The following is a 20,388-nucleotide window of genomic DNA, read 5'->3' as shown; positions in this document are numbered from 1 at the left end:
CCTGATCCGACTTACCGGATCAGGGCATGGTAGGTTTAGGTGCGAAGATCCCCCGCATGGGCGATGCTATCGCGATTGTCTTCTACGAATTTCAGCATATGACCCATTGAGTATGTGCCGTCATCATCTGCACCAAGCTCTTTCCACGGCTTAAAGTCGTGGGTCGAGCAGACAAGGCTTTCCGGGTCAAGATACAGAAGCCGCAGCAACACCGTCGCGACGATCGTGCCGCCCACCGGACCAAGTCGCCCGCTATGACCTTCAGCCTCTTGCAGACAGTAGTACCACAGCGGTGTTTTGGTGACGCCGTGGTCCGACAGCTCAGGCGGAGCGGCAAGTTCGGGCACATGCATCTTGCGCGCCATTTGCTGACCTGAGGCAAGCTCTAACGTGAGGCGGTCGCGCAGCAGGTTGCGCAAGGGAAGTTTGCGGTTTTGATCTTCGGACATTGTGGCGCCGCCGATATCGGCCGTGCCGCTGATGAAGGGGAGCGCGAAAATGGATTGCGCCATTTTGCGCCCAATGGGTCGCGCACGCGTGCCTGCAGTTTGACCGGGATAGTCGAACAATTTCTCGAAATGAATGTTCAGGTTTGACGGCCGGAAGGAGAACTCGGGCCGTCCTAGCTTGAACAGGTCAAAATCCAGATTGTCATGATTGAGTTGGTATTTGGATTGCACTGTTGCGTGTCCGAAGCGGTAAGCAGCGCCGGAGAATTCTATCGGCATAACCGGAGAGTCAACTTTGAAAGGCTTTGGAAGTGTCCCGCCTTCGAGGTGATCGCGCACATGTTTTAGAGTGTGGGCGTCGACGAATGCCTGAAGCAAATCATGGGCTACGAGATATTGATAGTGCAGCCGACAAATACGGCGTGCAACCTGGAAAGGCTCCTCGCTTTTCTTGAAGGTATGCATGGCTGCCGCTGAGATGCCGGACAAGGCTTTGCGCGCCATGCCACTGTCTGCCTCCAAGGCTGTCATGACGATGTTGTGTAAGCAGATAAAAGCGCCCTGCAATTGCGAAACGATTTGGTTTTCGTCGTTACGAGGATCGCCAATCAGCGCTGTACCTTGTTTGGTTCGGGCAAGATCGAGATGATTGTCAGCGTTGCCAAAAAGAAGGAAACCGTGATGGTCTGGGTGATAAAGGTGCGGTGATGCTTCGGGACCATCGCCGTAAACGCAATCGAGGTCCAGTGTTGGGGTGCGGATATTGCGAATGGTGGCTGGATCAATAACTGTCCCAATGGCTGAGGTTGCGTCCAGCGTTACATCGTGGTCGACGAATTGACCGAAGAAGGTCATACCGGCGGCGACGTCATGCCCCTGTGGGTCATTGGCATCTTTCATAGAGTCAACCGCTGCATCAAACGCGGCGAGGACATCGGCGGTATCAAAAGGCTCACCGCCTGGGGCGATACCTGAGAGAGGGTTGCGATGTCCGATTCGTCCAAACGTATCCGGCAGCGGCGGGCGTGGGGTATCCGCGCATTCTTTTACCAGCGTTTCATATCGGCTAAGCCCATGGGGTTGGCGTGACATAACTACTCCAAAAAATAAACAACTTCGTTCTAGGTTGAATCATGCTCACAAAATGATGAGCATAATGGTCAAAATAGCACAAATGAGGACCAATTTCCTTCTTTTTCTCAAAAAAGGAAACGTAATTGGGAAATAAGTCTGTGTTTAATCTGCATATGTGAGCTGTATTGGTGGGTTTTTTCTATCGATAAGGTGGTTCGCGCAGGAGAACGCTCGCGGAGGGTTTTGAAAAGTTTAATCTACAGAACGGTTTAGGCGTTGCGACCCGTTGCGCACAAACTTGACGCCGCGCACTCATTATCGTATAGGTTGTGCCATGCTAGAAGAAGTGGGCAACGGCCCCGGGGCGACCCGGTGGCCGTTTTTTCATTTCTCTCGTGCGGAGAAAACTCACGCATGAGGTCACAGGCAAACATGACTTTGATTACCCCGGAAGAGCGGATTTCCCAAACGGCTGACTTGTTGCAGTCGCTCGAGAGGTCCATTCGCGATCTGCGCCATGCAGCGGAAGAACTGCGCCAGCAGATTGGAGCCGGGGAGGATGCAGACCTTGCCGGAACAGGCAAGCAACTCGGCCAGCTAGAGGGGCTGATCCGAAGTTGCCAGAAAGTGGAGACAAGCTTTGTCGAACAAAATCACAGACAAGCCGGAATTGCCCAAGGTGGATATGCGCTCGACCTTGACCGAGCTCGGTTTGAGGTCGGGTGCAGGCTGGCTCGCCTCCGCACCTGTTGCGGTGCAGGACAGATTTCTGAGTGAGATCGGGGAGGGGGGGCTTTGTGCCCTCCCTTTCCTGTTTGAATTCTGGGCGCTGCCGCATCAGTTGCCGCCCGACGGGGACTGGCGGTCCTGGGTGATCATGGGCGGGCGCGGGGCGGGCAAGACGCGCGCGGGGTCTGAATGGGTGCGCTCGATGGTCGAAGGGTCCAAGCCTTTGGACAAGGGCGCTGCGTCTCGTGTGGCTCTGGTGGGTGAGACCTTTGATCAGGTGCGTGACGTGATGATTTTTGGCGATAGCGGCATTTTGCAATGTTCTCCGCCGGATCGTCGGCCCTCGTGGAAGGCGTCCGAGCGCAAGCTGATCTGGCCCAACGGGGCCGAGGCGCAGGCATTTTCGGCACATGATCCCGAAGGGCTGCGCGGGCCGCAGTTCGATGCGGCCTGGGTGGACGAGTTGGCCAAATGGAAGAAGGCCGGGGAGACCTGGGATATGCTGCAATTTGCGTTGCGTTTGGGCGATCAGCCTCGGGTCTGTGTGACGACCACACCGCGCAATGTGAAGGTTCTGAAAGAGTTGCTGGCGTCTCCATCCACCGTTCAAACCCACGCGCCGACCGAGGCGAACCGGGCCAATCTGGCCGCGTCTTTCCTGGAGGAGGTGCGCGCGCGCTACGCAGGTACGCGGCTGGGGCGGCAGGAGTTGGACGGGGTGCTGTTGTCGGATGCCGAGGGGGCGTTGTGGACGGGTTCGATGTTGGAAGCAGCACGTTGCGCGCATCTGCCCGAACTGGACCGGGTGGTCGTAGCGCTGGACCCGGCGGTAACGGCGGGATCGGATGCGGATGCCTGTGGGATCGTGGTCGCGGGCGCACAACTACAAGGTCCGCCGGAGGAGTGGCGCGCCTATGTGCTGGCCGATCGGACGGTGCAGGGCGTCGGCCCGGCGGGCTGGGCGCAGGCGGCGATTGACGCGATGGATGAATTTGGGGCCGAGCGGTTGGTGGCCGAGGTCAATCAGGGCGGGCAACTGGTGGAAGAGGTCGTGCGGCAGGTGGACCCTTTGGTCCCGTTCCGCGCTGTGCGAGCCTCTCGCGGTAAGGTCGCGCGGGCCGAGCCTGTGGCGGCGTTGTACGAGCAGGGGCGGGTGGGCCACGTGATTGGCCTGGACGCGTTGGAAGAGCAGATGTGCCAGATGACTGCGCGCGGGTTCGATGGGCAAGGCTCACCCGACCGCGTCGACGCGCTGGTCTGGGCTCTGCATGAGTTGATTGTAGGGCCTGCAGGATTGTATCGGCGGCCAAGGGTGCGGAGTTTGTGAGTTTTAAGAAGTGTGCTTGCCAACAATCGCATTTTGCATAGCGGACTGATCGCTTGTTGGATGCACTCAGGTTCAAGACATCGGCTTCCCTTGGCTCCAACTATCCTCATATTCACCGAGCAATCGGGACAACGCCAACAGCGAAGAAAACAGCCTTGCATAGACATCCGGTGACATCATTGTTTTGTAGTCATCAAGCACCTGCACAAGATTGACTACGCTTGAGGCAAACGCCTCGTAGACGTGTTTGTCAGCAGCGGTAGGTTCATTTGTCCAGATATCGTGCGCATCGTAGTAGATGGGCGGGACAGGGTCTTTTTCATTCATCGTGTGGCCTCATGCATTCGAAGCGCACGTGGGGGGCAAATGAGACGCAAACAACATGTCTGGCATGAATTCAAAAGACTTTGGCTGCGACTGAAAAGAAATTTGGTTCAAACTTCAAAGAGCGGCCAATTCTTACAATTGGCCATGTTGGGTTCAGGGCAAGGCTCGCACGACCGGCTCGACGCGCCGGACAGGGCGCTGCACGAGTTGATGGTGGGGCCCGCGGGGGCGTATCGGCGGCCTCGGGCGTGGTGCCTTTATTTATTGCTCACCAGTTTTCTCGAATTTAGCAAATGCTTCTGCGTAATCGGGGTGCCAGCGAGAGAGTGGAGGGCGGTTTTTGGTGATGTCTTGAATAGCCCATTGTGCTCGACGTCGATCGCGTGTCTCGTCGACATCGTTGTCCGGGCAAAGGATATAAAAATCATCGTTGGCCATTCGACTGAACAAGTGATCAACCGTTTGCTCGCTGGTCCACGCCGCGCGCGGTTTTTCCGGGAGGAAAGACGCAATCATACCAGTGTATGTAAAACCTGGCACAAACAAGTGAACAGAAATTGGGGCTCCGGCTTCTCGCAACTCATGAGCCAATTGTTCGCTGAGCACTTTGACCGCGGCTTTGGTGACATTATAGCCGGGGTTGCCCGGCGGCGTTGTAATACCCTGTTTCGAGCCGGTATTTATGACTACAGCAGGGCGGTTAGCTTCGATCATGCGAGGCATAAAGGCCTGCACACCTCGCAGAACGCCGAAAAAGTTTACTTGTAAAAGTCGCTGCCAGTTTTCCATTTCCGACCAAGCGGTTGTCGGCAGACTTATCCCCGCGTTGTTCATCAAAGCAGCAATTGGACCTATCTCAAATGCGCGATCGGCAAGTCTGTTTACCTCTTCATCTGATGTTACATCAGTCGGTATGCCTTCAATAGGTGCGTTAGCAGAGGCCAATTGACGTGCTTCTTGAACTGTTGCGTCAAGTTGTGCTCCGGGTAGATCTGCCAGAACGACGCCCAAACCCGCGTGCGCAAACCGTAGTGCCGCAGCGCGCCCGACCCCACTTGCTGCCCCGGTAACAACCGCGATGCCACCACGTTTCACTGCCTCGTTGAACATTTTGCGTTCCTTCCCGATCCATAAACCTGCGCAAATTTGAAATGGTCATCCAAAAGTAACAAAGGTTGCCTCAATAGAGTATCGGGCTCGTCACCAATTCTGTCTACTACTCAGGCCACAGATGGTTTTGGGTGCTTGTGTTGCTCTCCCTCCGCGCGCTCCATTCCCAAGCTTTAAACTTCTTTCCGTAATAACTCCTTTCAACAAGCCGGACACAACGGCGGCAGAAAGGAGCACAGATGGTATTCGATTTCTTGCGTCGTGGAGCGGCCGGGGAAGCGCCCGAGGCGAAGGCGAGCGCGGCTGGCCCCGTGGTGGCTTGGCAGACGGGCGGGCGCGTGGCGTGGAGCCCTCGGGATGCGGTGTCGCTGACGCGGACGGGATTTTCGGGGAACCCGGTGGGGTTTCGATCCGTCAAGCTGATTGCTGAGGCGGCGGCGGCTCTGCCTCTGGTATTGCAGGATCAGGCGCAGCGGTTTGATACGCATCCGATCCTGTCGCTGATGCGCCGTCCAAATGCGGCGCAGGGGCGGGCGGAGTTGATGGAGGCTCTGTTCGGGCAGTTGCTGCTGTCGGGCAATGCCTATGTTGAGGCTGTTCAGGCCGACGAGGGGCTACCGGTTGAGCTGCATGTGCTGCGATCCGACCGGATGAGCGTGGTGCCGGGGGCGGATGGCTGGCCCAAGGCGTATGATTACGCGGTGGGTGGCAAGAAGCACCGGTTTGCGGCGGAAAATATCTGTCATATCAAGTCGTTTCACCCGCAGGATGACCACTATGGGTTCTCGCCGATGCAGGCGGCGGCGATGGCGATTGACGTGCACAATAGCGCGTCTCGGTGGTCGAAATCGCTGCTCGACAATGCGGCGCGGCCTTCGGGGGCGCTGGTGTGGAAAGGCGATGGCCATGGGGTGATGGCCGAGGATCAATTTCGGCGCCTAAGCGACGAGATCGAGCAGAACTATCGCGGGGCGCGCAATGCGGGGCGTCCGATGGTTCTGGAAGGGGGGCTGGATTGGAGGCCGATGGGTTTCTCTCCGTCCGATATGGAGTTTCAAAAGACCAAGGAAGCCGCCGCCCGTGAGATCGCGCTTGCCTTTGGGGTCCCGCCGATGCTGCTGGGGATCCAGGGCGACGCGACCTATTCGAACTACCAGGAGGCCAATCGGGCGTTCTATCGCCTGACCGTGCTGCCTCTGGTGACGCGGGTGGCGGCGGCGGTGTCGGAGTGGCTGGTTGGCTTTACCGGCGAGGATCTGATGCTGAAACCCGATCTGGATCAGGTGCCCGCGCTGTCGGCGGAACGCGATGCGCAATGGGCGCGGGTCAATGCGGCGGATTTCCTAACGGACGCTGAAAAGCGCGCCCTGCTGGGCCTGCCGGAGCGCGCGGATGTCTGACGGATATCCTCCGTTTGAATGCGCGCCGGGCCTGCGTCTGGCCACGCATGAACGGGTGGCCGAAATCCAGCACGCGTATCTGTGCAGACGGTTGGATCAGATCGAAGAGATGATGGAACGGCTGGAGAAGCGGTTGTGGCTGACGGTCTATGGCGTGGTCGCAGTGATCCTGGCGCAGGCGTTTCAATCCATCTTGGTGGTAACGCCATGAGTTCAGTGAGTTACATGGAGAAGTTCATGAATTTAGAACATAAATTCGCGCGGTTCGGGGACGGTTTGTCCGTCACCGATGACGCCGTGATCGAAGGCTATGCCAGCCTGTTCGGACAGGTCGATCAGGGCAGCGATGTGGTGCAACGCGGGGCGTATCGGGGCTCGCTCGACGGGCTGGCAAAGGCTGGGCAGCGGGTCAAGATGCTGTGGCAGCACGATCCGGCTCAGCCCATCGGAGTCTGGGACGAGGTGCGCGAAGATGACCAGGGTCTTTGGGTCAAAGGGCGTCTGCTGGAGGCCACGCAAAAGGGCCGTGAGGCGGCTGAATTGATCCGGGCGGGCGCGATGGATGGCCTGTCGATTGGTTATCGCACCAAACGCGCCGTGAAGAATGACAAGGGCCAGCGGGTCCTGACTGAACTGGAGCTGTGGGAAGTGTCGCTGGTGACCTTCCCGATGCTGCCCAGTGCGCGGGTGGCGGCGAAGGGTTTTGAACCCGACGTTGAAAACACCTGGCGCAGTATTGCCGAGGTGTTCAACGACGCTCGGCAGGAGCTGGCGCGGACCTAGCGCGCCTCAATCCCACCCAAAAAGGAAGTGCTGATGAGCAAGACCGAAACCCCGGCCTTGACCGGAGAGGGTGCACCCCTGGTTCAGGAGGTGAAGCAGGCGATGGCTGGCTTCGTGAATGAATTCAAGGGCCTCAAGGCTGAAGTTAAAACCCAACTGCAACAGACAGAAGAGCGACTGACCATGCTGGATCGTAAATCAACCATCGCGGCACGCCCGCATCTTGCGGCCTCGATCGAGGACGGCGCACCGCATCAAAAGGCCTTTGACGCCTATGTGCGTTCGGGCGAGGATGATGGGCTGCGCGGGCTCGAGATGGAGTCGAAATCTCTGTCGAGCGCGGTGAACAGCGATGGCGGCTATCTGGTTGATCCGCAGACCGCCGAGACGATCAAGTCGGTCCTGAATTCGACCGCTTCGATCCGGTCCATTGCGTCGGTGGTGAATGTCGAGGCGAACTCGTTCGACGTTCTGATCGACCATACCGATTTGGGTGCAGGCTGGGCCGATGAGGCCTCGGCCACCACCGAGACCGCGACGCCGTCCATCGACCGCATCTCGATCCCGCTGCACGAGCTGAGCGCGCTGCCCAAGGCCTCGCAACGTCTGCTGGATGACAGTGCCTTTGACGTTGAGGGCTGGCTGGCTGGCCGTATCGCCGACAAATTCGCCCGTGCCGAGGCGGCGGCGTTTATCGGTGGTGACGGAGCGGACAAGCCCAAGGGTATTCTGGACCACCCGGCTGTCGACAATGACGTCTGGGCCTGGGGCAATCTGGGCTATGTTGCGACCGGCACGGCGGGTGATGTCGATGCGGATGCGATCGTGGATGTGGTCTATGCGCTGGGCGCGCAGTACCGCGTGAATGGCACCTTCGTGATGAACTCGAAAACCGCCGGTCTGATCCGCAAACTGAAGGACAGCGATGGCCGCTTCCTGTGGTCCGATGGTCTGGCCGCTGGTGAGCCTGCGCGTCTGATGGGCTATCCGGTGCTGATCGCCGAGGATATGCCGGATGCGGCGACCGACAGTTTCTCGATTGCGTTTGGCGATTTCCAGGCAGGTTACACCATTGCCGAACGTCCCGATCTGCGCGTGCTGCGTGATCCGTTCAGCGCCAAGCCGCATGTTCTGTTCTACGCGACCAAGCGCGTTGGCGGCGACGTAAGCGACTTTGCTGCGATCAAGCTGGTGAAATTCGGCACCGCCTAAAGCGGGCTGAATCCGGGGGGCCTTTGGGCCCTTCGGGCGGCGGGCGCGGGCCGGGGTGAGATCCCCCGCGTTGTCTAGCTGCTCCCCTCCGTCCGAGCAACGTGGGGCGGCGCGTGCCCGTCATTTTCAAGGATACGGCCCCGGAGGGGTCCGAGATTGCGGAGTGAATGGATGATGTTGATCGAAGAAACCGCCATCGCGGATGCGGCGCTGCCGGTGGATCAGTTCAAGGCGCATCTGCGGCTGGGCACGGGGTTCGCCGAGGGTGATACGCAGGATGAGGTTCTGACCGGTTTTCTGCGTGCAGCGATTGCAGCGATCGAGGCGCGCACCGGCAAGGTGCTGATCGAGCGCGAGTTTTCGTGGAGCCTGAACGGCTGGCGCGATCCGGAAAGCGAAACTCTGCCGGTGGCCCCGGTGGTTTCAGTTGGTGCTGTGACGCTGACGAACGCGCTGGGCGCTGAAACCGTCGCGGACAGTGCGACGTACCGGTTAGAGCGGGATGCGCAGCGCCCTCGGGTGCGGGCGGCGGGGTCTTGTTTGCCGAAAATCCAGACGGGTGGATCGGTAAAGATCGCCTTCACGGCGGGCATGGCCGCAGATTGGGGTGGCTTGCCCGCCGATCTGGGACAGGCGGTGCTGCTGTTGGCGGCACATTACTACGAATATCGCGACGAAACAGCCTTGGGTGCCGGGTGCATGCCCTTCGGTGTGACCAGCCTGATCCAACGCTATCGCACGGTGCGCTTCGGCGCTGGGGTGATGCAATGAACGCGCCGCGACTGAACCGCAAGCTGGAGCTGGAAGCGCCGGTTCGCACCGCTGACGGCGCTGGGGGTTATACCGAAACCTGGGCCACATTGGGCTCGCTCTGGGCCGAGGTGACGGCGCGTAGCGGGGCGGAGCGTGCGGTCGGTGGGGCTTCGGTCTCGCGCGTTGGCTACCGGATCGTCGTGCGTGGCGCGCCTGAGGGGTCGAGCATGCGGCCCGCTCCGGATCAGCGGTTCCGCGAAGGCGCCCGCCGGTTCGTGATCCGCGCGGTCGCCGAGCGGGACCCGCGCGGCCAGTACCTGACCTGTTTTGCAGATGAAGAGGTGGCGGCATGAGCTATGGCGTTTCAGCCGCTTTGCAGGCGGCGGTGTTTCAGCAGTTGTCAGGCGATGCGCAGGTCAGCACGCTGTCGGGCGGTGCGATTTACGACGCGGTACCTGCGGGGACCATGCCGCAAACCTACGTGACTTTGGGCCCGGAAGAGGTGCGAGAGGCCTCGGACCGCGCAAACGCGGGGGCTGTGCATCGCTTCACGGTCTCGGTGGTGTCCGAGGCGGCGGGCTTTGGCGCGGCCAAGACGCTGGCCGGCGCGGTGTGTGACGCGCTGGAGGGTGCGGCGCTGAGTTTGGACCGGGGCCATCTGGTGGGGCTGTGGTTCGAACGGGCCAGCGCCCGACGCACGGGAACTGGCGGCGCGATCCGCCAGATCGACCTGAGATTCCGCGCCCGCGTGGAAGACGACTAAGCAATCAACGGAGAGAGCAAATGGCTGCCCAGAACGGAAAAGACCTGTTGGTCAAAGTGGATATGAACGGCACGGGCCTGTTCGAGACCATCGCGGGCCTGCGCGCCACGCGGATCAGTTTCAATGCGGAAAGCGTCGATGTCACCAGCCTGGAAAGCCAGGGCGGGTGGCGTGAGCTGCTGTCGGGGGCGGGGGTCAAGTCGGCCTCGATCTCAGGCTCGGGCGTGTTCAAGGATGAAGGCACGGATGAACGGGCGCGTCAGCTGTTCTTTGACGGCGAGACGCCGGGGTTTCAGGTGATCATCCCCGATTTCGGCATTGTCGAAGGCCCGTTTCAGGTTAGCAGCATCGAATATGCGGGCTCGCATAACGGTGAGGCGACCTATGAGATGAGCATGGCAAGCGCCGGTGCGCTGAGCTTCACGGCGCTCTGATGGCCAATCCGTGGACGGGCGAGGTGGCTTTGACCATCGATGGGGAGCAGCGGGTGCTCAAGCTGACATTGGGTGCCTTGGCGGAATTGGAACAGGAACTGGGGGCCGGATCTCTGGTTGAATTGGTGCAGCGCTTTGAGGGCGGTGCGTATTCCAGCGGCGATGTGCTGACGCTTTTGGTCGCGGGGTTGCGTGGTGGCGGTGCACAGGTCACCCGCGATGACCTTCTGCATGCCGAAATCGCAGGTGGTCCTATGGCAGGGGCCAAAGCGGCGGCTGAATTGCTGGCCCGCGCCTTCATGGTGCCGGAGCAGTGAGCGGGTTCGACTGGCCCGCGCTGATGCGGGCCGGGATCCTCGGCCTGCGACTGACGCCGGATCAATTCTGGCGTCTGACCCCGGCTGAGTTGCGGCTGATGCTGGGGCAGGGCGCAGGGATGCCAGTGATGAACCGGAAGGGCCTCGACGCTTTGCTGGCGGCCTATCCGGACAAGGAACAAGGAGAGCGTGATGACGGATCGTGAAGGTTTTGACGACCTGCAGGAACGGGGCGAGTTGCTGGGCGACGCGCTGGGTGACGCGGCCAGCATGGCGGCGGCGTTTGATGGTCACCTGCAGCGGGTCAGGGCCGCCTTTGAAGAGACTGGCAAGGACGTTGCCACGCTGGAACGGGGTCTGTCCGGCGGTTTGCGCAAGGCGTTTGACGGCGTGGTGCTGGACGGGATGGACCTGTCGGATGCGCTGGACGTCCTGAAGAACTCGATGATCCGCACGGCCTATTCAGCGGCGATCAAGCCCGTGACGGATCATTTCGGGGGGATACTGGCCAATGGGGTCGGCAGTCTGGTGCAGGGCATTCTGCCCTTTGCGGATGGCGGCAGCTTCAGCCAGGGCCGGGTGATGCCTTTTGCCAATGGCGGCGTGGTCAGCAGCCCGACGATGTTTCCGATGCGCGGCGGTACTGGCCTGATGGGCGAGGCAGGGCCTGAGGCGATCATGCCATTGGCGCGCGGCGCGGACGGCAAGCTGGGCGTTCGCACGCAGGGCGGCGGGCGTACCGTGAATGTGGTGATGAATATCTCCACGCCTGATGTGCAGGGGTTCCGCCGGTCGCAAGGCCAGATCGCGGCGCAGATGAGCCGCGCCTTGGGTCGCGGCAATCGCAACAGATAAGGGGAGCAGAAGATGAATTTCCACGAGGTGAGATTTCCCGCCAGTCTGAGTTTCGGCTCGGTCGGCGGTCCGGAACGGCGCACAGATATCGTAGCACTGGCCAACGGGTTTGAAGAACGCAACACGCCCTGGGCGCATTCGCGCAGGCGCTATGATGCCGGGCTGGGGATGCGCTCGCTGGATGACATCGAAACGATGATCTCATTCTTCGAGGCACGTCAGGGCCAGATGTACGGGTTCCGCTGGAAGGACTGGTCGGACTACAAGTCGGGATCAGCTACGGCTGACGTCGATCACGGCGATCAGGTCATCGCGCGTGGCGACGGAGAGTGTACCGAGTTTCAACTGGTGAAAACCTATAGCTCGGGCGGGGTCAGCTATGTGCGACCGATCACGAAGCCCGTCCTCGGTACGGTGCGTTTGGGTCTGGATCAGGATGCCATGCGCGAAGGCGTCGACTATGAGGTTGATCTGGCCCGTGGGGTGGTCTCATTCGTGGCCCCTCCGCCCGAACAGGTCGAGATCACGGCGGGGTTCGAGTTTGACGTGCCGGTGCGTTTCGACACCGACAAGATCCAGACCAGCGTTGCCAGCTTTCAGGCCGGGGATGTGCCAAACGTCCCCGTGGTCGAGGTGCGCGTCTGATGAGCGGGGATACTCAGGCACTTCAGACCCATCTGCAAAGCGGTCTGACCACTGTGTGCCGCTGCTGGGCGATCACCCGCAAAGACAGCCAGGTCTTTGGCTTCACCGATCATGATATGGAGCTACGGTTCGACGGGCTGATTTTTCGGGCCAGCACCGGCCTGACCGCTGCCGCCATCGATCAGGCCACCGGGCTGTCGATCGACAATTCCGAGGCGATGGGCGCGCTGTCCGATGCCTCGGTCCGTGAGGATGATATTGAAGCCGGTCGCTTTGACGGGGCCGAGGTACGTGCCTGGCTGGTCAATTGGGCCGCGCCCGAGCAGCGTGTGCTGCAGTTTCGCGGCTCGATTGGTGAGCTACGGCGTGCGGGCGGAGCCTTTCACGCAGAGCTGCGCGGGCTGACCGATCTGCTGAACCGCCCTCTGGGACGGATCTATCAAAAGCCCTGCACAGCCGTCTTGGGGGATTCCGCGTGCCGATTTGCCGTAGGCCAGCCCGGCTATCAGGTCGAGGCTGAAGTCTCCGGTTTTGACGGAGGCGCGTCGTTGCGGCTGTGTGGTGGGAACTCCTCTGACGAAGCCTGGTTTGAACGGGGACGTTTGGATGTGACCTCGGGCACAGCAAATGGGCTATGGGGGTCGATCAAGCAGGACCGTCGGACGGAAGATGGGCGCGAGATCACCCTGTGGGCCAGCATCGGGGGTGGATTGGCCGTTGGAGACCGGGTGCGCCTGACCGCTGGCTGCGACAAGCGAATGGAGACCTGCCGGTTGAAATTCAACAATTTTCTGAACTTTCAGGGCTTTCCGGATCTTCCGGGTGAAGACTGGGTGATGGCAGTGCCAAAGAAAGGCAACGCAAATACAGGCGGTAGCAGACGATGACGAAACGCAAGCAAGATATCGTGGACACCGCACGCGCGTGGCTGGGCACGCCTTACGTGCATCAAGCCTCGGTTCGCGGGGCGGGGGCGGATTGTCTGGGCCTGCTGCGCGGCGCGTGGCGCGAGGTGATCGGGCACGAACCCGAGGCGGTTCCCGTGTACAGCATGGACTGGTCCGAACCGCAGGGTGAAGAACGCATGTGGGCAGCTGCACGCCGGTACCTGATCGAAAAGCCCGCAGCCGCAATGGTGGCCGGAGATGTGTTGCTGTTCCGGATGCGAGACAGCGGCGTTGCCAAACATCTGGGTATCGTCAGCAGCATCGGCGAGGTGCCGCGCTTCATCCATGCCTATTCCGGACATGGCGTCGTCGAAAACGCCCTGAGCGACCCCTGGCGCCGCCGGGTGGTCGCTTGTTTTGAGTTTCCGTTGGAGGGTCGCTGATGGCTACTATTCTTCTTTCTGCAGCAGGGGCTGCGCTGGGCGGCTCGATCGGCGGCACAGTGGCCGGTCTGTCTACTGCCATTGTCGGTCGTGCGGTCGGGGCCACGCTGGGCCGCGTGATCGACCAACGCATGATGAGCCAATCGGTCATGGGCAGTGGCAGCGAAGTGGTCGAGACCGGCCGCATGGACCGTTTCCGCCTGACCGAAACAGCCGAGGGCGCCCCTGTGGCCACGGTCTTTGGCCGTATGCGCGTGGGTGGTCAGGTAATCTGGGCCTCGGACTTTCTGGAGACCCGGACCACTAGCACGCAATCCTCGGGTGGGGGCGGCAAGGGCTCGCCGAAACCGCCCAAGGTGACGACCACGACCTACAGCTACTCGATCTCTTTGGCGATTGCGGTCGGCGCGGGTGAGATCGCCGATGTCACGCGCGTCTGGGCCGACGGTGAGGAGCAAGAGCGCGCGGGCCTGAACATCCGTGTTTATCACGGGACGCAGGATCAACTCCCCGATCCCCTGATCGAGGCTGTCGAGGGCACCGGCAATGTCCCGGCCTATCGCGGTACGGCCTATGTGGTGATCGAGGACTTTCAGCTGGCGTCCTTTGGCAACCGGGTGCCTCAGTTCTCGTTCGAAGTGGTGCGCCCCACACAGCCCGAAACGCCGGATCACGTTTCCGCGCTGGGCCAGATCGTCAAGGGCGTGGCCCTGATGCCGGGCACTGGTGAATATGCGCTGGCCAGCACTCAGGTGAACTATTCGCAAGGACGCGGGCGCAGTTGGGCGGCCAATGTCAACTCGGCCTCGGGTGAGCCGGATCTGGTCACCTCGACCAAAGCGCTGGCGCGTGAGTTGCCGGGCTGCGAGGCGGCATCCCTGATTGTGTCGTGGTTCGGAAATGACCTGCGCTGCGGAGACTGTCAGATCACGCCCAAGGTCGTTCGCGATGACTTAGATGGCGTAAATATGCCGTGGGTCGTGTCGGGCCTGCGGCGCAAGACGTCCCAAGTGGTCCAGCATCAGGATGACCGGCCTGTTTATGGTGGCACCCCAACGGATGGCGCGGTTGTGCAGGCGATCCAGCATCTGAAGGAGGGCGGCAAGGATGTGATGTTCTACCCGTTCATCCTGATGGATCAATTGCAGCAGAACGGCTTGCCCGACCCCTGGTCGGAAGGAGAGCAGCCGCATCTGCCCTGGCGTGGACGGATCACGCTGGACGTGGCTCCGGGGCGCGACGGGTCGCCGGATCAGACAGCCGCCGCCGACGCGCAGGTGGCCGCGTTTTTCGGGGCGGCTCAGGTCAGCGACTTTGGCATCAGCGCGGGGCAGGTGACCTATTCCGGCCCGGAGGAGTGGGGGCTACGTCGGTTTATCCTTCACTATGCCACCCTCTGCCAGATTGCAGGTGGCGTAAGTTCCTTTTGCATCAGTTCCGAAATGCGCGGCCTGACGCAAATTCGCGGAGAAAACGGCTTTCCTGCCGTAGAACAACTGTGCCAGCTGGCTGCGGACGTGCGCCAAATTCTCGGGCCGGATACCAAGATCGGCTACGCAGCGGATTGGAGCGAATACTTCGGCTATCAACCTTCGGGGACAGGAGACAGGTTCTTTCACCTCGACCCCCTTTGGGCGGATGACAATATCGACTTCGTCGGTATCGATAACTACATGCCTCTGTCCGATTGGCGCGATGGTGAAGACCATCAGGATGCCGATGCCGGGTCGATCTACAATCTGGACTACCTGCGCGCCAATGTCGAAGGTGGCGAAGGTTATGACTGGTACTACGCCTCGCCAGAAGAAGCCGAGGCGCAGATTCGGACTCCGATCGAAGACAGCACCCATGATGAGCCGTGGATCTGGCGCTACAAGGACCTGCGCAACTGGTGGTCGAACTGGCATCACGAACGGATTGATGGCGTCCGGCAGAACGACCCGTCGGACTGGGTGCCAGGGTCCAAGCCGATCTGGTTTACGGAGCTGGGCTGCGCGGCCGTGGATAAGGGTACCAACCAGCCGAACAAGTTTCTCGATCCTAAATCCTCGGAATCGAGCCTGCCGCCGCATTCCAACGGCCTCAGGGATGACTTCATTCAGGTTCAGTATCTGACTGCAACACTGGGCTACTGGTCCGAGCCGCAGAACAACCCGGTATCCGAGATTTATGACGGCCCGATGCTGGACCTTTCCAACGCCTATGTCTGGGCCTGGGACGCGCGTCCTTATCCCACCTTTCCGAACCTGCGAAGCCAATGGGACGATGGCGAAAACTACGCCCGAGGGCATTGGCTGAACGGCCGATCCGGCGCGCGCACGCTGGCCTCGGTGGTGACCGAGATCTGCCATGGGGCAGGGGTCACGGATATTGATGTCTCGCAGCTTTATGGCGTGGTCCGGGGCTATGCGGTCGAGGATGTCTCGGACGCACGTTCGGCGTTGCAGCCGTTGATGCTGCGGTATGGGTTTGATGCGATTGAACGGGACGGTGTCCTGCGGTTCCAGACACGTGATGGGTTTGGCGCTGTGGCGCTGGACCCGGATCATTTGGCTGTCAGCTCCGATCTCGACGGCACCGTGGAATACCGCCGCGAGGCCGAGGCCGAGATGACCGGACGTGTTCGCCTGCGCTTTGTTCAATCGGATGCCGATCACGATCTGGTCGCGGAAGAGGCCGTGCTGCCCGACGCGCAGACCCATGCGGTAGCGGTCAATGAGATGCCCCTGTCCATGACCCGTGCCGAGGGTCGCCAGACCGCCGAACGCTGGCTCAGCGAGGCGCGTGTTTCCCGTGACACCGCCCGGTTTGCCCTCCCTCCCTCCATGCTGCATCTGGGGGCTGGAGACGTGGTGCGCCTGTTAGAACAGGACGGCAGTGCGCTCTACCGTATCGACCGGTTGGAAAAAGCGGATCTGCAACTGGCCGAGGCGGTGCGGATTGAACGCGGTGTCTACACGGCCAACGGGTTGCAGGATGATCCGGTCGCGATCCGGCCCTTCGTCGCCCCTGTACCGGTGGCGCCTGTGTTCATGGACCTGCCTCTGTTGACGGGGACAGAAGCTCCGCACGCGCCGTATCTCGCCGCATCGGCCGATCCTTGGCCTGGCAACGTCGCCGTTCATGTGTCGTCCCGAGATGAGGACTATGCGCTGCGCGACGTCATTGCAGATCAGGCGGTGATGGGCTTTACCGAAACGCCGCTGCATCGCGCCTCAGCAGGGATCTGGGATGAGGGCGCGCCCCTGCGGGTCAAACTGATTGACGGCATTCTGGAGTCCCGTCCGCGCACATCCTTGCTGAATGGGGCCAATTTGGCGGCCATCGGTGACGGAACACCGGGTAATTGTGAGGTGTTCCAGTTCTCTGACGCTGCCCTGCAAGAGCCGGGGGTCTATGCCCTCTCTGGTCGCCTGCGTGGTCAGCTCGGAACGGATGCCCTGATGCCCGACGTCTGGCCCGAAGGATCAACTTTCGTCCTGCTGGACGAACGCGTTGCGCAGACCAACCTCTTGCCAAGCGAGCGGCGCGTGGCCCGGCACTTTCGGATCGGCCCGGCTTCGCGCGGGTATGACGACCCATCCTACGAGCATCTGGTCGAGGCCTTTGACGGGAACGGCCTACGCCCCTACGCGCCGGTGCATGTGTCTGTGCAGACCCTGCCGGACGCGGACACGTTCAGTTGGATCAGGCGCACGCGGATCGAAGGGGATGACTGGGCGGGTCTGGATGTCCCACTGGGCGAGGAAAGCGAATCCTACCTCATCCGTGTCCGGGCCAACGGTGCCTTAGTCCGCGAAGAGATCGTGCCTGAACCGCGCTGGGCCTATACCGCAGCCGCAAAGTCCGCCGATGGTTTGACAGGTGGGTATGCGGTCGAGATCGCGCAAATCTCGGCCACATATGGCGCCGGTCCGGCGGCGCGCATTCAGGTCGCGTAAGACCCATGCGTCCCGTCCTCCACGGAGATGTCAGTGCTGCGGCACGCGCCTAGTTGGCCGGGCCGAAGCGCAGCCGCCGATCGCTTTGTATCAAGATGGTGGCCGAGGCCGAACTGGCCGACCGCCATGTCCAGCGTACAGGGCGACTGCACCCGCTCTATGGCAACGGATCCCTGATGACAGCCGCCCGCACTCGGGTGCTGGCGGATGAACCGGGCTTTGACGATCTTGATTATTGCCAGTGTTTTGAGATGGTTTTGCGCCAACTTATACGACGTCAGGCTCGGCGGGCGCTGGGCTGACTTCTTAGAGAGCCGAAAGGCGTCAGCACCCACTTGGAACACATTCATTTTGGTTAAGTTACAGATCACGGGTTTGCGTTTGGCGTTTTTACCACTAAATGGCATGCTAGGCGCAGCAAAGGATCAAAAGCCATGTTTGAAAAGCGCAGCCACGTGACCCCCGTCGACCCGGTCTGGAACCGGATCACGACCGAGGCCCATACCGCCGTTGAGCAAGAGCCGCTGATGGGCGGGCTGGTGCATGCCTGTATTCTGCATCACCGCAGCCTTGAGCGGGCATTGTCGTACCGAGTGGCGGCGAAGCTGTGTTCGAACGAGATGTCGATGATGGTCCTGCGTGAGATCGTGGACGAGGCTTATGCTGACGACCCAAGCTTGATTGAGGCTGCCCGCGCGGACCTGATGGCCGTCTATGAGCGTGACCCAGCCTGCCACCGCCTTCTGCAGCCGATCCTTTATTTTAAAGGCTATCAGGCGATGCAGGCCTATCGCGTGGCCCACTGGTTGTGGCGCAAGGGACGGCATGATCTGGCCTATTTCTTCCAGATGCGTTCGTCTGAGATTTTCGGCATCGACATTCACCCCGCCGCCAGGATTGGCAAAGGGATCATGATCGACCACGCCCATTCCATCGTGATTGGTGAGACTGCCGTGGTTGGTGACAATGTCTCGATGCTGCATTCTGTGACGTTGGGCGGAACCGGCAAGGAAGAAGAGCAGCGCCACCCAAAGATCGGTGATGGAGTTCTGATCGGTGCCGGGGCCAAGGTTCTTGGCAACATTGAGGTCGGCCACTGCAGCCGGATCGCCGCAGGATCGGTGGTGCTGCAAGAGGTTCCCGCTTGCAAGACAGTTGCCGGCATCCCGGCCAAAATAGTGGGCGAGGCGGGGTGCGATCAGCCCTCTATCTCGATGGACCACATGCTGGGCAAGGACCAGTAAACCTCAGTTCGAGCGGTTGTTCTTTCTTTTCAACCGCTCTTGCCGTCTTTGCTCCCGCCGTTCCTTACGCTCGTCGATGCGTTGCTGGCGCTCGGCTCTTTGCTGGGCGATGACGGCTGGGTCACTGGATTTGAACCTGGAGTTTTCGCCCGGGTAGCTGTTGGGTTTCGCCAGCGCCGTGTCAGCAGCAGTTGAGGACGCGACAACGACAAGCAATATCTTAGTAAAATCAAAAAAGCGCATGGGCCACCTTTGGTTTTTAAAACCGTCTTTTAGAAGGTGGGAAAGTGCGGTTGCTGCGACAATCTTTTGGGTGATCACACTTGCTCACATCGTGGCCGTGATCGCGAGAGCACCCGCCGAGGTCATACCCCGGCGGGTAGAATTTGATCAGGCTAGCATGACCATCGGATTCTCCAGGTTTTCGACGATGGCTTGCAGCAACTGTGCCCCAAGCGCGCCGTCGATAACCCGGTGATCCACCGACATCGTGACGGACATCACGGTGGCGACCGTCAGCTCTCCGTCTTCGCCTACTATCGGTTTCTTCAGGCCTGTGCCGACCGCAAGAATGCCTGCATGCGGCGGGTTCACGATGGCGTCGAAGTTGTCGATGCCGAACATGCCGAGGTTCGAGACTGCAAACGTGCCGCCCTGGTATTCATGCGGAGCCAGCTTGCGTTCCCGGGCACGACCAGCAAGGTCTTTCATCTCGGTCGAAAGGGCAGACAGAGACTTGGTGTCGGCATCCTGCAGGACCGGAGTGAACAGACCGCCTTCGATCGCAACCGCAACGGCCACGTCCGACGGTTTCAACTGCAGCACTCGGTCGCCTGCCCAGACGGCGTTGCATTCGGGTACCTGCTGCAACGCGTTGGCGACGGCTTTGATGATGAAGTCGTTGACGCTGAGCTTCACGCCACGGCCTTCCAGCTGCTTGTTCAACTGGCTGCGGAACTTGAGAAGCGCGTCCAGTTTGATATCGCGGCGCAGGTAGAAATGCGGGATGGTCTGCTTGGCCTCGGACAGGCGCGCGGCGATGGTCTTACGCATGCCGTCGAGCTTGATTTCCTCGTAGTCGCGAGTTTCGTACATCTTGGCCACGGCATCTGCCGACGGGCCAGCCGGTGCCGCCGCTGCGGGCGCGGCTGCTGCGGCAGGCGCAGGAGCGGCTGCTGCTGGTGCTGCGGTTGCGCTTTCGACATCCGCTTTGACGATGCGACCATGCGGGCCCGAGCCGGTGATCTGTGCCAAATCAAGGCCCTTTTGCGCCGCGATGCGACGGGCCAGCGGTGAGGCGAAGATACGACTGCCATCGGCTTTAGCCGGAGCTGCCGGAGCAGGGACGGGCGCCTCGGACGCCGCTGGCGCGGCAACCTCGTCGCCCGCGGCGGCTGCAGGCGCAGCCGCTGGGGCTGGGGCCGGTGCAGCGCCGATGTCATCGACGCTTTCGCCATCTTCCAGCAGGACTGCGATGGCAGTGTTGACCTTGACCCCTTCGGAGCCTTCCGGGATCAGAATCTTACCAATGGTGCCTTCGTCAACAGCCTCGAACTCCATCGTGGCTTTGTCGGTTTCGATCTCGGCCAGCAGGTCGCCGGAGGAGACGGTGTCGCCCTCTTTGACCAGCCATTTGGCAAGGGTGCCTTCCTCCATGGTCGGAGACAGGGCGGGCATTAGGATTTCGGTGGGCAT

General features: G+C 60.8%; 23 protein-coding genes. 18 read left to right on the top strand and 5 right to left on the bottom strand.

What is annotated here, in order from left to right:
* Window positions 1-35: 35 nt before the first annotated feature.
* Window positions 36-1,541 (bottom strand): peroxidase family protein, encoded by a 1,506-nt coding sequence (locus tag ACP15L_RS02630; protein ID WP_425083016.1) that lies wholly within the window; start codon window positions 1,539-1,541, stop codon window positions 36-38.
* A gap of 667 nt (window positions 1,542-2,208) precedes the next feature.
* On the opposite strand from ACP15L_RS02630, the gene ACP15L_RS02625 reads away from it, so the two are divergent.
* Entirely contained in the window at window positions 2,209-3,579 is a 1,371-nt protein-coding gene (locus ACP15L_RS02625) for a DNA-packaging protein (protein ID WP_425083207.1), read from the top strand.
* A gap of 72 nt (window positions 3,580-3,651) precedes the next feature.
* On the opposite strand, the gene ACP15L_RS02620 is transcribed toward ACP15L_RS02625, so the two are convergent.
* Both ACP15L_RS02620 and ACP15L_RS02615 read right to left on the bottom strand, forming a co-directional pair.
* Complete coding sequence (locus ACP15L_RS02620) at window positions 3,652-3,906, bottom strand: hypothetical protein (protein ID WP_170553092.1); 255 nt, start codon at window positions 3,904-3,906, stop codon at window positions 3,652-3,654.
* A gap of 261 nt (window positions 3,907-4,167) precedes the next feature.
* Complete coding sequence (locus tag ACP15L_RS02615; protein WP_425083015.1) at window positions 4,168-5,016, bottom strand: SDR family NAD(P)-dependent oxidoreductase; 849 nt, start codon at window positions 5,014-5,016, stop codon at window positions 4,168-4,170.
* A 239-nt stretch (window positions 5,017-5,255) separates the two neighbouring features.
* On the opposite strand from ACP15L_RS02615, the gene ACP15L_RS02610 reads away from it, so the two are divergent.
* The 17 genes from ACP15L_RS02610 to cysE all read left to right on the top strand — a co-directional run bounded on the left by ACP15L_RS02610 (window position 5,256) and on the right by cysE (window position 18,693).
* A complete protein-coding gene (locus tag ACP15L_RS02610; protein WP_425083014.1) occupies window positions 5,256-6,416 on the top strand; it encodes a phage portal protein in 1,161 nt (386 codons plus the stop codon).
* A complete protein-coding gene (locus ACP15L_RS02605) occupies window positions 6,409-6,627 on the top strand; it encodes a GTA head formation protein, RCAP_rcc01685 family (RefSeq protein WP_419739890.1) in 219 nt (72 codons plus the stop codon). Before ACP15L_RS02610 ends, ACP15L_RS02605 begins: the two co-directional genes overlap by 8 nt.
* Before the next feature lie 26 nt (window positions 6,628-6,653).
* On the top strand, window positions 6,654-7,199 hold the full coding sequence (locus ACP15L_RS02600) for an HK97 family phage prohead protease (protein WP_425083013.1): 546 nt from the start codon (window positions 6,654-6,656) through the stop codon (window positions 7,197-7,199).
* Window positions 7,200-7,232: 33 nt separating this feature from the next.
* Complete coding sequence (locus ACP15L_RS02595; RefSeq protein ID WP_425083012.1) at window positions 7,233-8,411, top strand: phage major capsid protein; 1,179 nt, start codon at window positions 7,233-7,235, stop codon at window positions 8,409-8,411.
* Between the two features lie 171 nt (window positions 8,412-8,582).
* On the top strand, window positions 8,583-9,182 hold the full coding sequence (locus tag ACP15L_RS02590) for a head-tail connector protein (protein WP_425083011.1): 600 nt from the start codon (window positions 8,583-8,585) through the stop codon (window positions 9,180-9,182).
* Window positions 9,179-9,517, top strand: coding sequence for a phage head closure protein (locus ACP15L_RS02585; RefSeq protein WP_425083010.1), 339 nt, complete (start codon window positions 9,179-9,181; stop codon window positions 9,515-9,517). The genes ACP15L_RS02590 and ACP15L_RS02585 overlap by 4 nt, the downstream gene beginning before the upstream one ends.
* The gene (locus ACP15L_RS02580) at window positions 9,514-9,927 is read left to right on the top strand and encodes a DUF3168 domain-containing protein (RefSeq protein ID WP_170458824.1); all 414 of its coding nucleotides are present in this window, start codon (window positions 9,514-9,516) and stop codon (window positions 9,925-9,927) included. The genes ACP15L_RS02585 and ACP15L_RS02580 overlap by 4 nt, the downstream gene beginning before the upstream one ends.
* A gap of 20 nt (window positions 9,928-9,947) precedes the next feature.
* A complete protein-coding gene (locus ACP15L_RS02575) occupies window positions 9,948-10,361 on the top strand; it encodes a phage major tail protein, TP901-1 family (protein WP_170374021.1) in 414 nt (137 codons plus the stop codon).
* Complete coding sequence (locus ACP15L_RS02570; protein ID WP_425083009.1) at window positions 10,361-10,678, top strand: gene transfer agent family protein; 318 nt, start codon at window positions 10,361-10,363, stop codon at window positions 10,676-10,678. The genes ACP15L_RS02575 and ACP15L_RS02570 overlap by 1 nt, the downstream gene beginning before the upstream one ends.
* Complete coding sequence (locus tag ACP15L_RS02565; protein ID WP_425083008.1) at window positions 10,675-10,884, top strand: rcc01693 family protein; 210 nt, start codon at window positions 10,675-10,677, stop codon at window positions 10,882-10,884. Before ACP15L_RS02570 ends, ACP15L_RS02565 begins: the two co-directional genes overlap by 4 nt.
* The gene (locus ACP15L_RS02560; protein WP_425083007.1) at window positions 10,871-11,533 is read left to right on the top strand and encodes a phage tail tape measure protein; all 663 of its coding nucleotides are present in this window, start codon (window positions 10,871-10,873) and stop codon (window positions 11,531-11,533) included. Before ACP15L_RS02565 ends, ACP15L_RS02560 begins: the two co-directional genes overlap by 14 nt.
* Window positions 11,534-11,545: 12 nt before the next feature.
* A complete protein-coding gene (locus tag ACP15L_RS02555; protein ID WP_425083006.1) occupies window positions 11,546-12,178 on the top strand; it encodes a phage distal tail protein, Rcc01695 family in 633 nt (210 codons plus the stop codon).
* Window positions 12,178-13,065, top strand: a complete 888-nt coding sequence (locus tag ACP15L_RS02550) for a DUF2163 domain-containing protein (protein WP_425083005.1) — start codon at window positions 12,178-12,180, stop codon at window positions 13,063-13,065. Before ACP15L_RS02555 ends, ACP15L_RS02550 begins: the two co-directional genes overlap by 1 nt.
* Window positions 13,062-13,508, top strand: a complete 447-nt coding sequence (locus ACP15L_RS02545; RefSeq protein ID WP_425083004.1) for an NlpC/P60 family protein — start codon at window positions 13,062-13,064, stop codon at window positions 13,506-13,508. Before ACP15L_RS02550 ends, ACP15L_RS02545 begins: the two co-directional genes overlap by 4 nt.
* Window positions 13,508-17,449 carry a baseplate multidomain protein megatron gene (locus ACP15L_RS02540; protein ID WP_425083003.1) on the top strand — a complete coding sequence of 1,314 codons (3,942 nt, stop codon included), beginning with the start codon at window positions 13,508-13,510 and terminating at the stop codon, window positions 17,447-17,449. Before ACP15L_RS02545 ends, ACP15L_RS02540 begins: the two co-directional genes overlap by 1 nt.
* A 53-nt stretch (window positions 17,450-17,502) precedes the next feature.
* Window positions 17,503-17,751, top strand: a complete 249-nt coding sequence (locus ACP15L_RS02535) for a hypothetical protein (protein WP_425083002.1) — start codon at window positions 17,503-17,505, stop codon at window positions 17,749-17,751.
* A gap of 132 nt (window positions 17,752-17,883) precedes the next feature.
* On the top strand, window positions 17,884-18,693 hold the full coding sequence (gene cysE, locus ACP15L_RS02530) for a serine O-acetyltransferase (protein WP_170374012.1): 810 nt from the start codon (window positions 17,884-17,886) through the stop codon (window positions 18,691-18,693).
* Window positions 18,694-18,696: 3 nt separating this feature from the next.
* Here cysE and ACP15L_RS02525 read toward each other — a convergent pair whose 3' ends face one another.
* A complete protein-coding gene (locus ACP15L_RS02525; RefSeq protein ID WP_425083001.1) occupies window positions 18,697-19,014 on the bottom strand; it encodes a hypothetical protein in 318 nt (105 codons plus the stop codon).
* A 69-nt stretch (window positions 19,015-19,083) separates the two neighbouring features.
* A complete protein-coding gene (locus ACP15L_RS02520) occupies window positions 19,084-20,388 on the bottom strand; it encodes a pyruvate dehydrogenase complex dihydrolipoamide acetyltransferase (protein WP_425083000.1) in 1,305 nt (434 codons plus the stop codon).

It is taken from the genome of Ruegeria profundi (genome assembly GCF_049800715.1).
In the GTDB taxonomy this organism is placed as follows: domain Bacteria; phylum Pseudomonadota; class Alphaproteobacteria; order Rhodobacterales; family Rhodobacteraceae; genus Ruegeria; species Ruegeria profundi_A.
This window is presented reverse-complemented; position numbering and strand designations above follow the sequence as displayed.

Coding starts and splice junctions, on each gene's coding strand:
- ACP15L_RS02630 (WP_425083016.1), bottom strand. CDS start 1,541: ATGTCACGCCAACCCCATGGGCTTAGCCGATATGAAACGCTGGTAAAA.
- ACP15L_RS02625 (WP_425083207.1), top strand. CDS start 2,209: ATGCGCTCGACCTTGACCGAGCTCGGTTTGAGGTCGGGTGCAGGCTGG.
- ACP15L_RS02620 (WP_170553092.1), bottom strand. CDS start 3,906: ATGAATGAAAAAGACCCTGTCCCGCCCATCTACTACGATGCGCACGAT.
- ACP15L_RS02615 (WP_425083015.1), bottom strand. CDS start 5,016: ATGTTCAACGAGGCAGTGAAACGTGGTGGCATCGCGGTTGTTACCGGG.
- ACP15L_RS02610 (WP_425083014.1), top strand. CDS start 5,256: ATGGTATTCGATTTCTTGCGTCGTGGAGCGGCCGGGGAAGCGCCCGAG.
- ACP15L_RS02605 (WP_419739890.1), top strand. CDS start 6,409: ATGTCTGACGGATATCCTCCGTTTGAATGCGCGCCGGGCCTGCGTCTG.
- ACP15L_RS02600 (WP_425083013.1), top strand. CDS start 6,654: ATGAATTTAGAACATAAATTCGCGCGGTTCGGGGACGGTTTGTCCGTC.
- ACP15L_RS02595 (WP_425083012.1), top strand. CDS start 7,233: ATGAGCAAGACCGAAACCCCGGCCTTGACCGGAGAGGGTGCACCCCTG.
- ACP15L_RS02590 (WP_425083011.1), top strand. CDS start 8,583: ATGATGTTGATCGAAGAAACCGCCATCGCGGATGCGGCGCTGCCGGTG.
- ACP15L_RS02585 (WP_425083010.1), top strand. CDS start 9,179: ATGAACGCGCCGCGACTGAACCGCAAGCTGGAGCTGGAAGCGCCGGTT.
- ACP15L_RS02580 (WP_170458824.1), top strand. CDS start 9,514: ATGAGCTATGGCGTTTCAGCCGCTTTGCAGGCGGCGGTGTTTCAGCAG.
- ACP15L_RS02575 (WP_170374021.1), top strand. CDS start 9,948: ATGGCTGCCCAGAACGGAAAAGACCTGTTGGTCAAAGTGGATATGAAC.
- ACP15L_RS02570 (WP_425083009.1), top strand. CDS start 10,361: ATGGCCAATCCGTGGACGGGCGAGGTGGCTTTGACCATCGATGGGGAG.
- ACP15L_RS02560 (WP_425083007.1), top strand. CDS start 10,871: ATGACGGATCGTGAAGGTTTTGACGACCTGCAGGAACGGGGCGAGTTG.
- ACP15L_RS02555 (WP_425083006.1), top strand. CDS start 11,546: ATGAATTTCCACGAGGTGAGATTTCCCGCCAGTCTGAGTTTCGGCTCG.
- ACP15L_RS02550 (WP_425083005.1), top strand. CDS start 12,178: ATGAGCGGGGATACTCAGGCACTTCAGACCCATCTGCAAAGCGGTCTG.
- ACP15L_RS02545 (WP_425083004.1), top strand. CDS start 13,062: ATGACGAAACGCAAGCAAGATATCGTGGACACCGCACGCGCGTGGCTG.
- ACP15L_RS02540 (WP_425083003.1), top strand. CDS start 13,508: ATGGCTACTATTCTTCTTTCTGCAGCAGGGGCTGCGCTGGGCGGCTCG.
- cysE (WP_170374012.1), top strand. CDS start 17,884: ATGTTTGAAAAGCGCAGCCACGTGACCCCCGTCGACCCGGTCTGGAAC.
- ACP15L_RS02520 (WP_425083000.1), bottom strand. CDS start 20,388: ATGCCCACCGAAATCCTAATGCCCGCCCTGTCTCCGACCATGGAGGAA.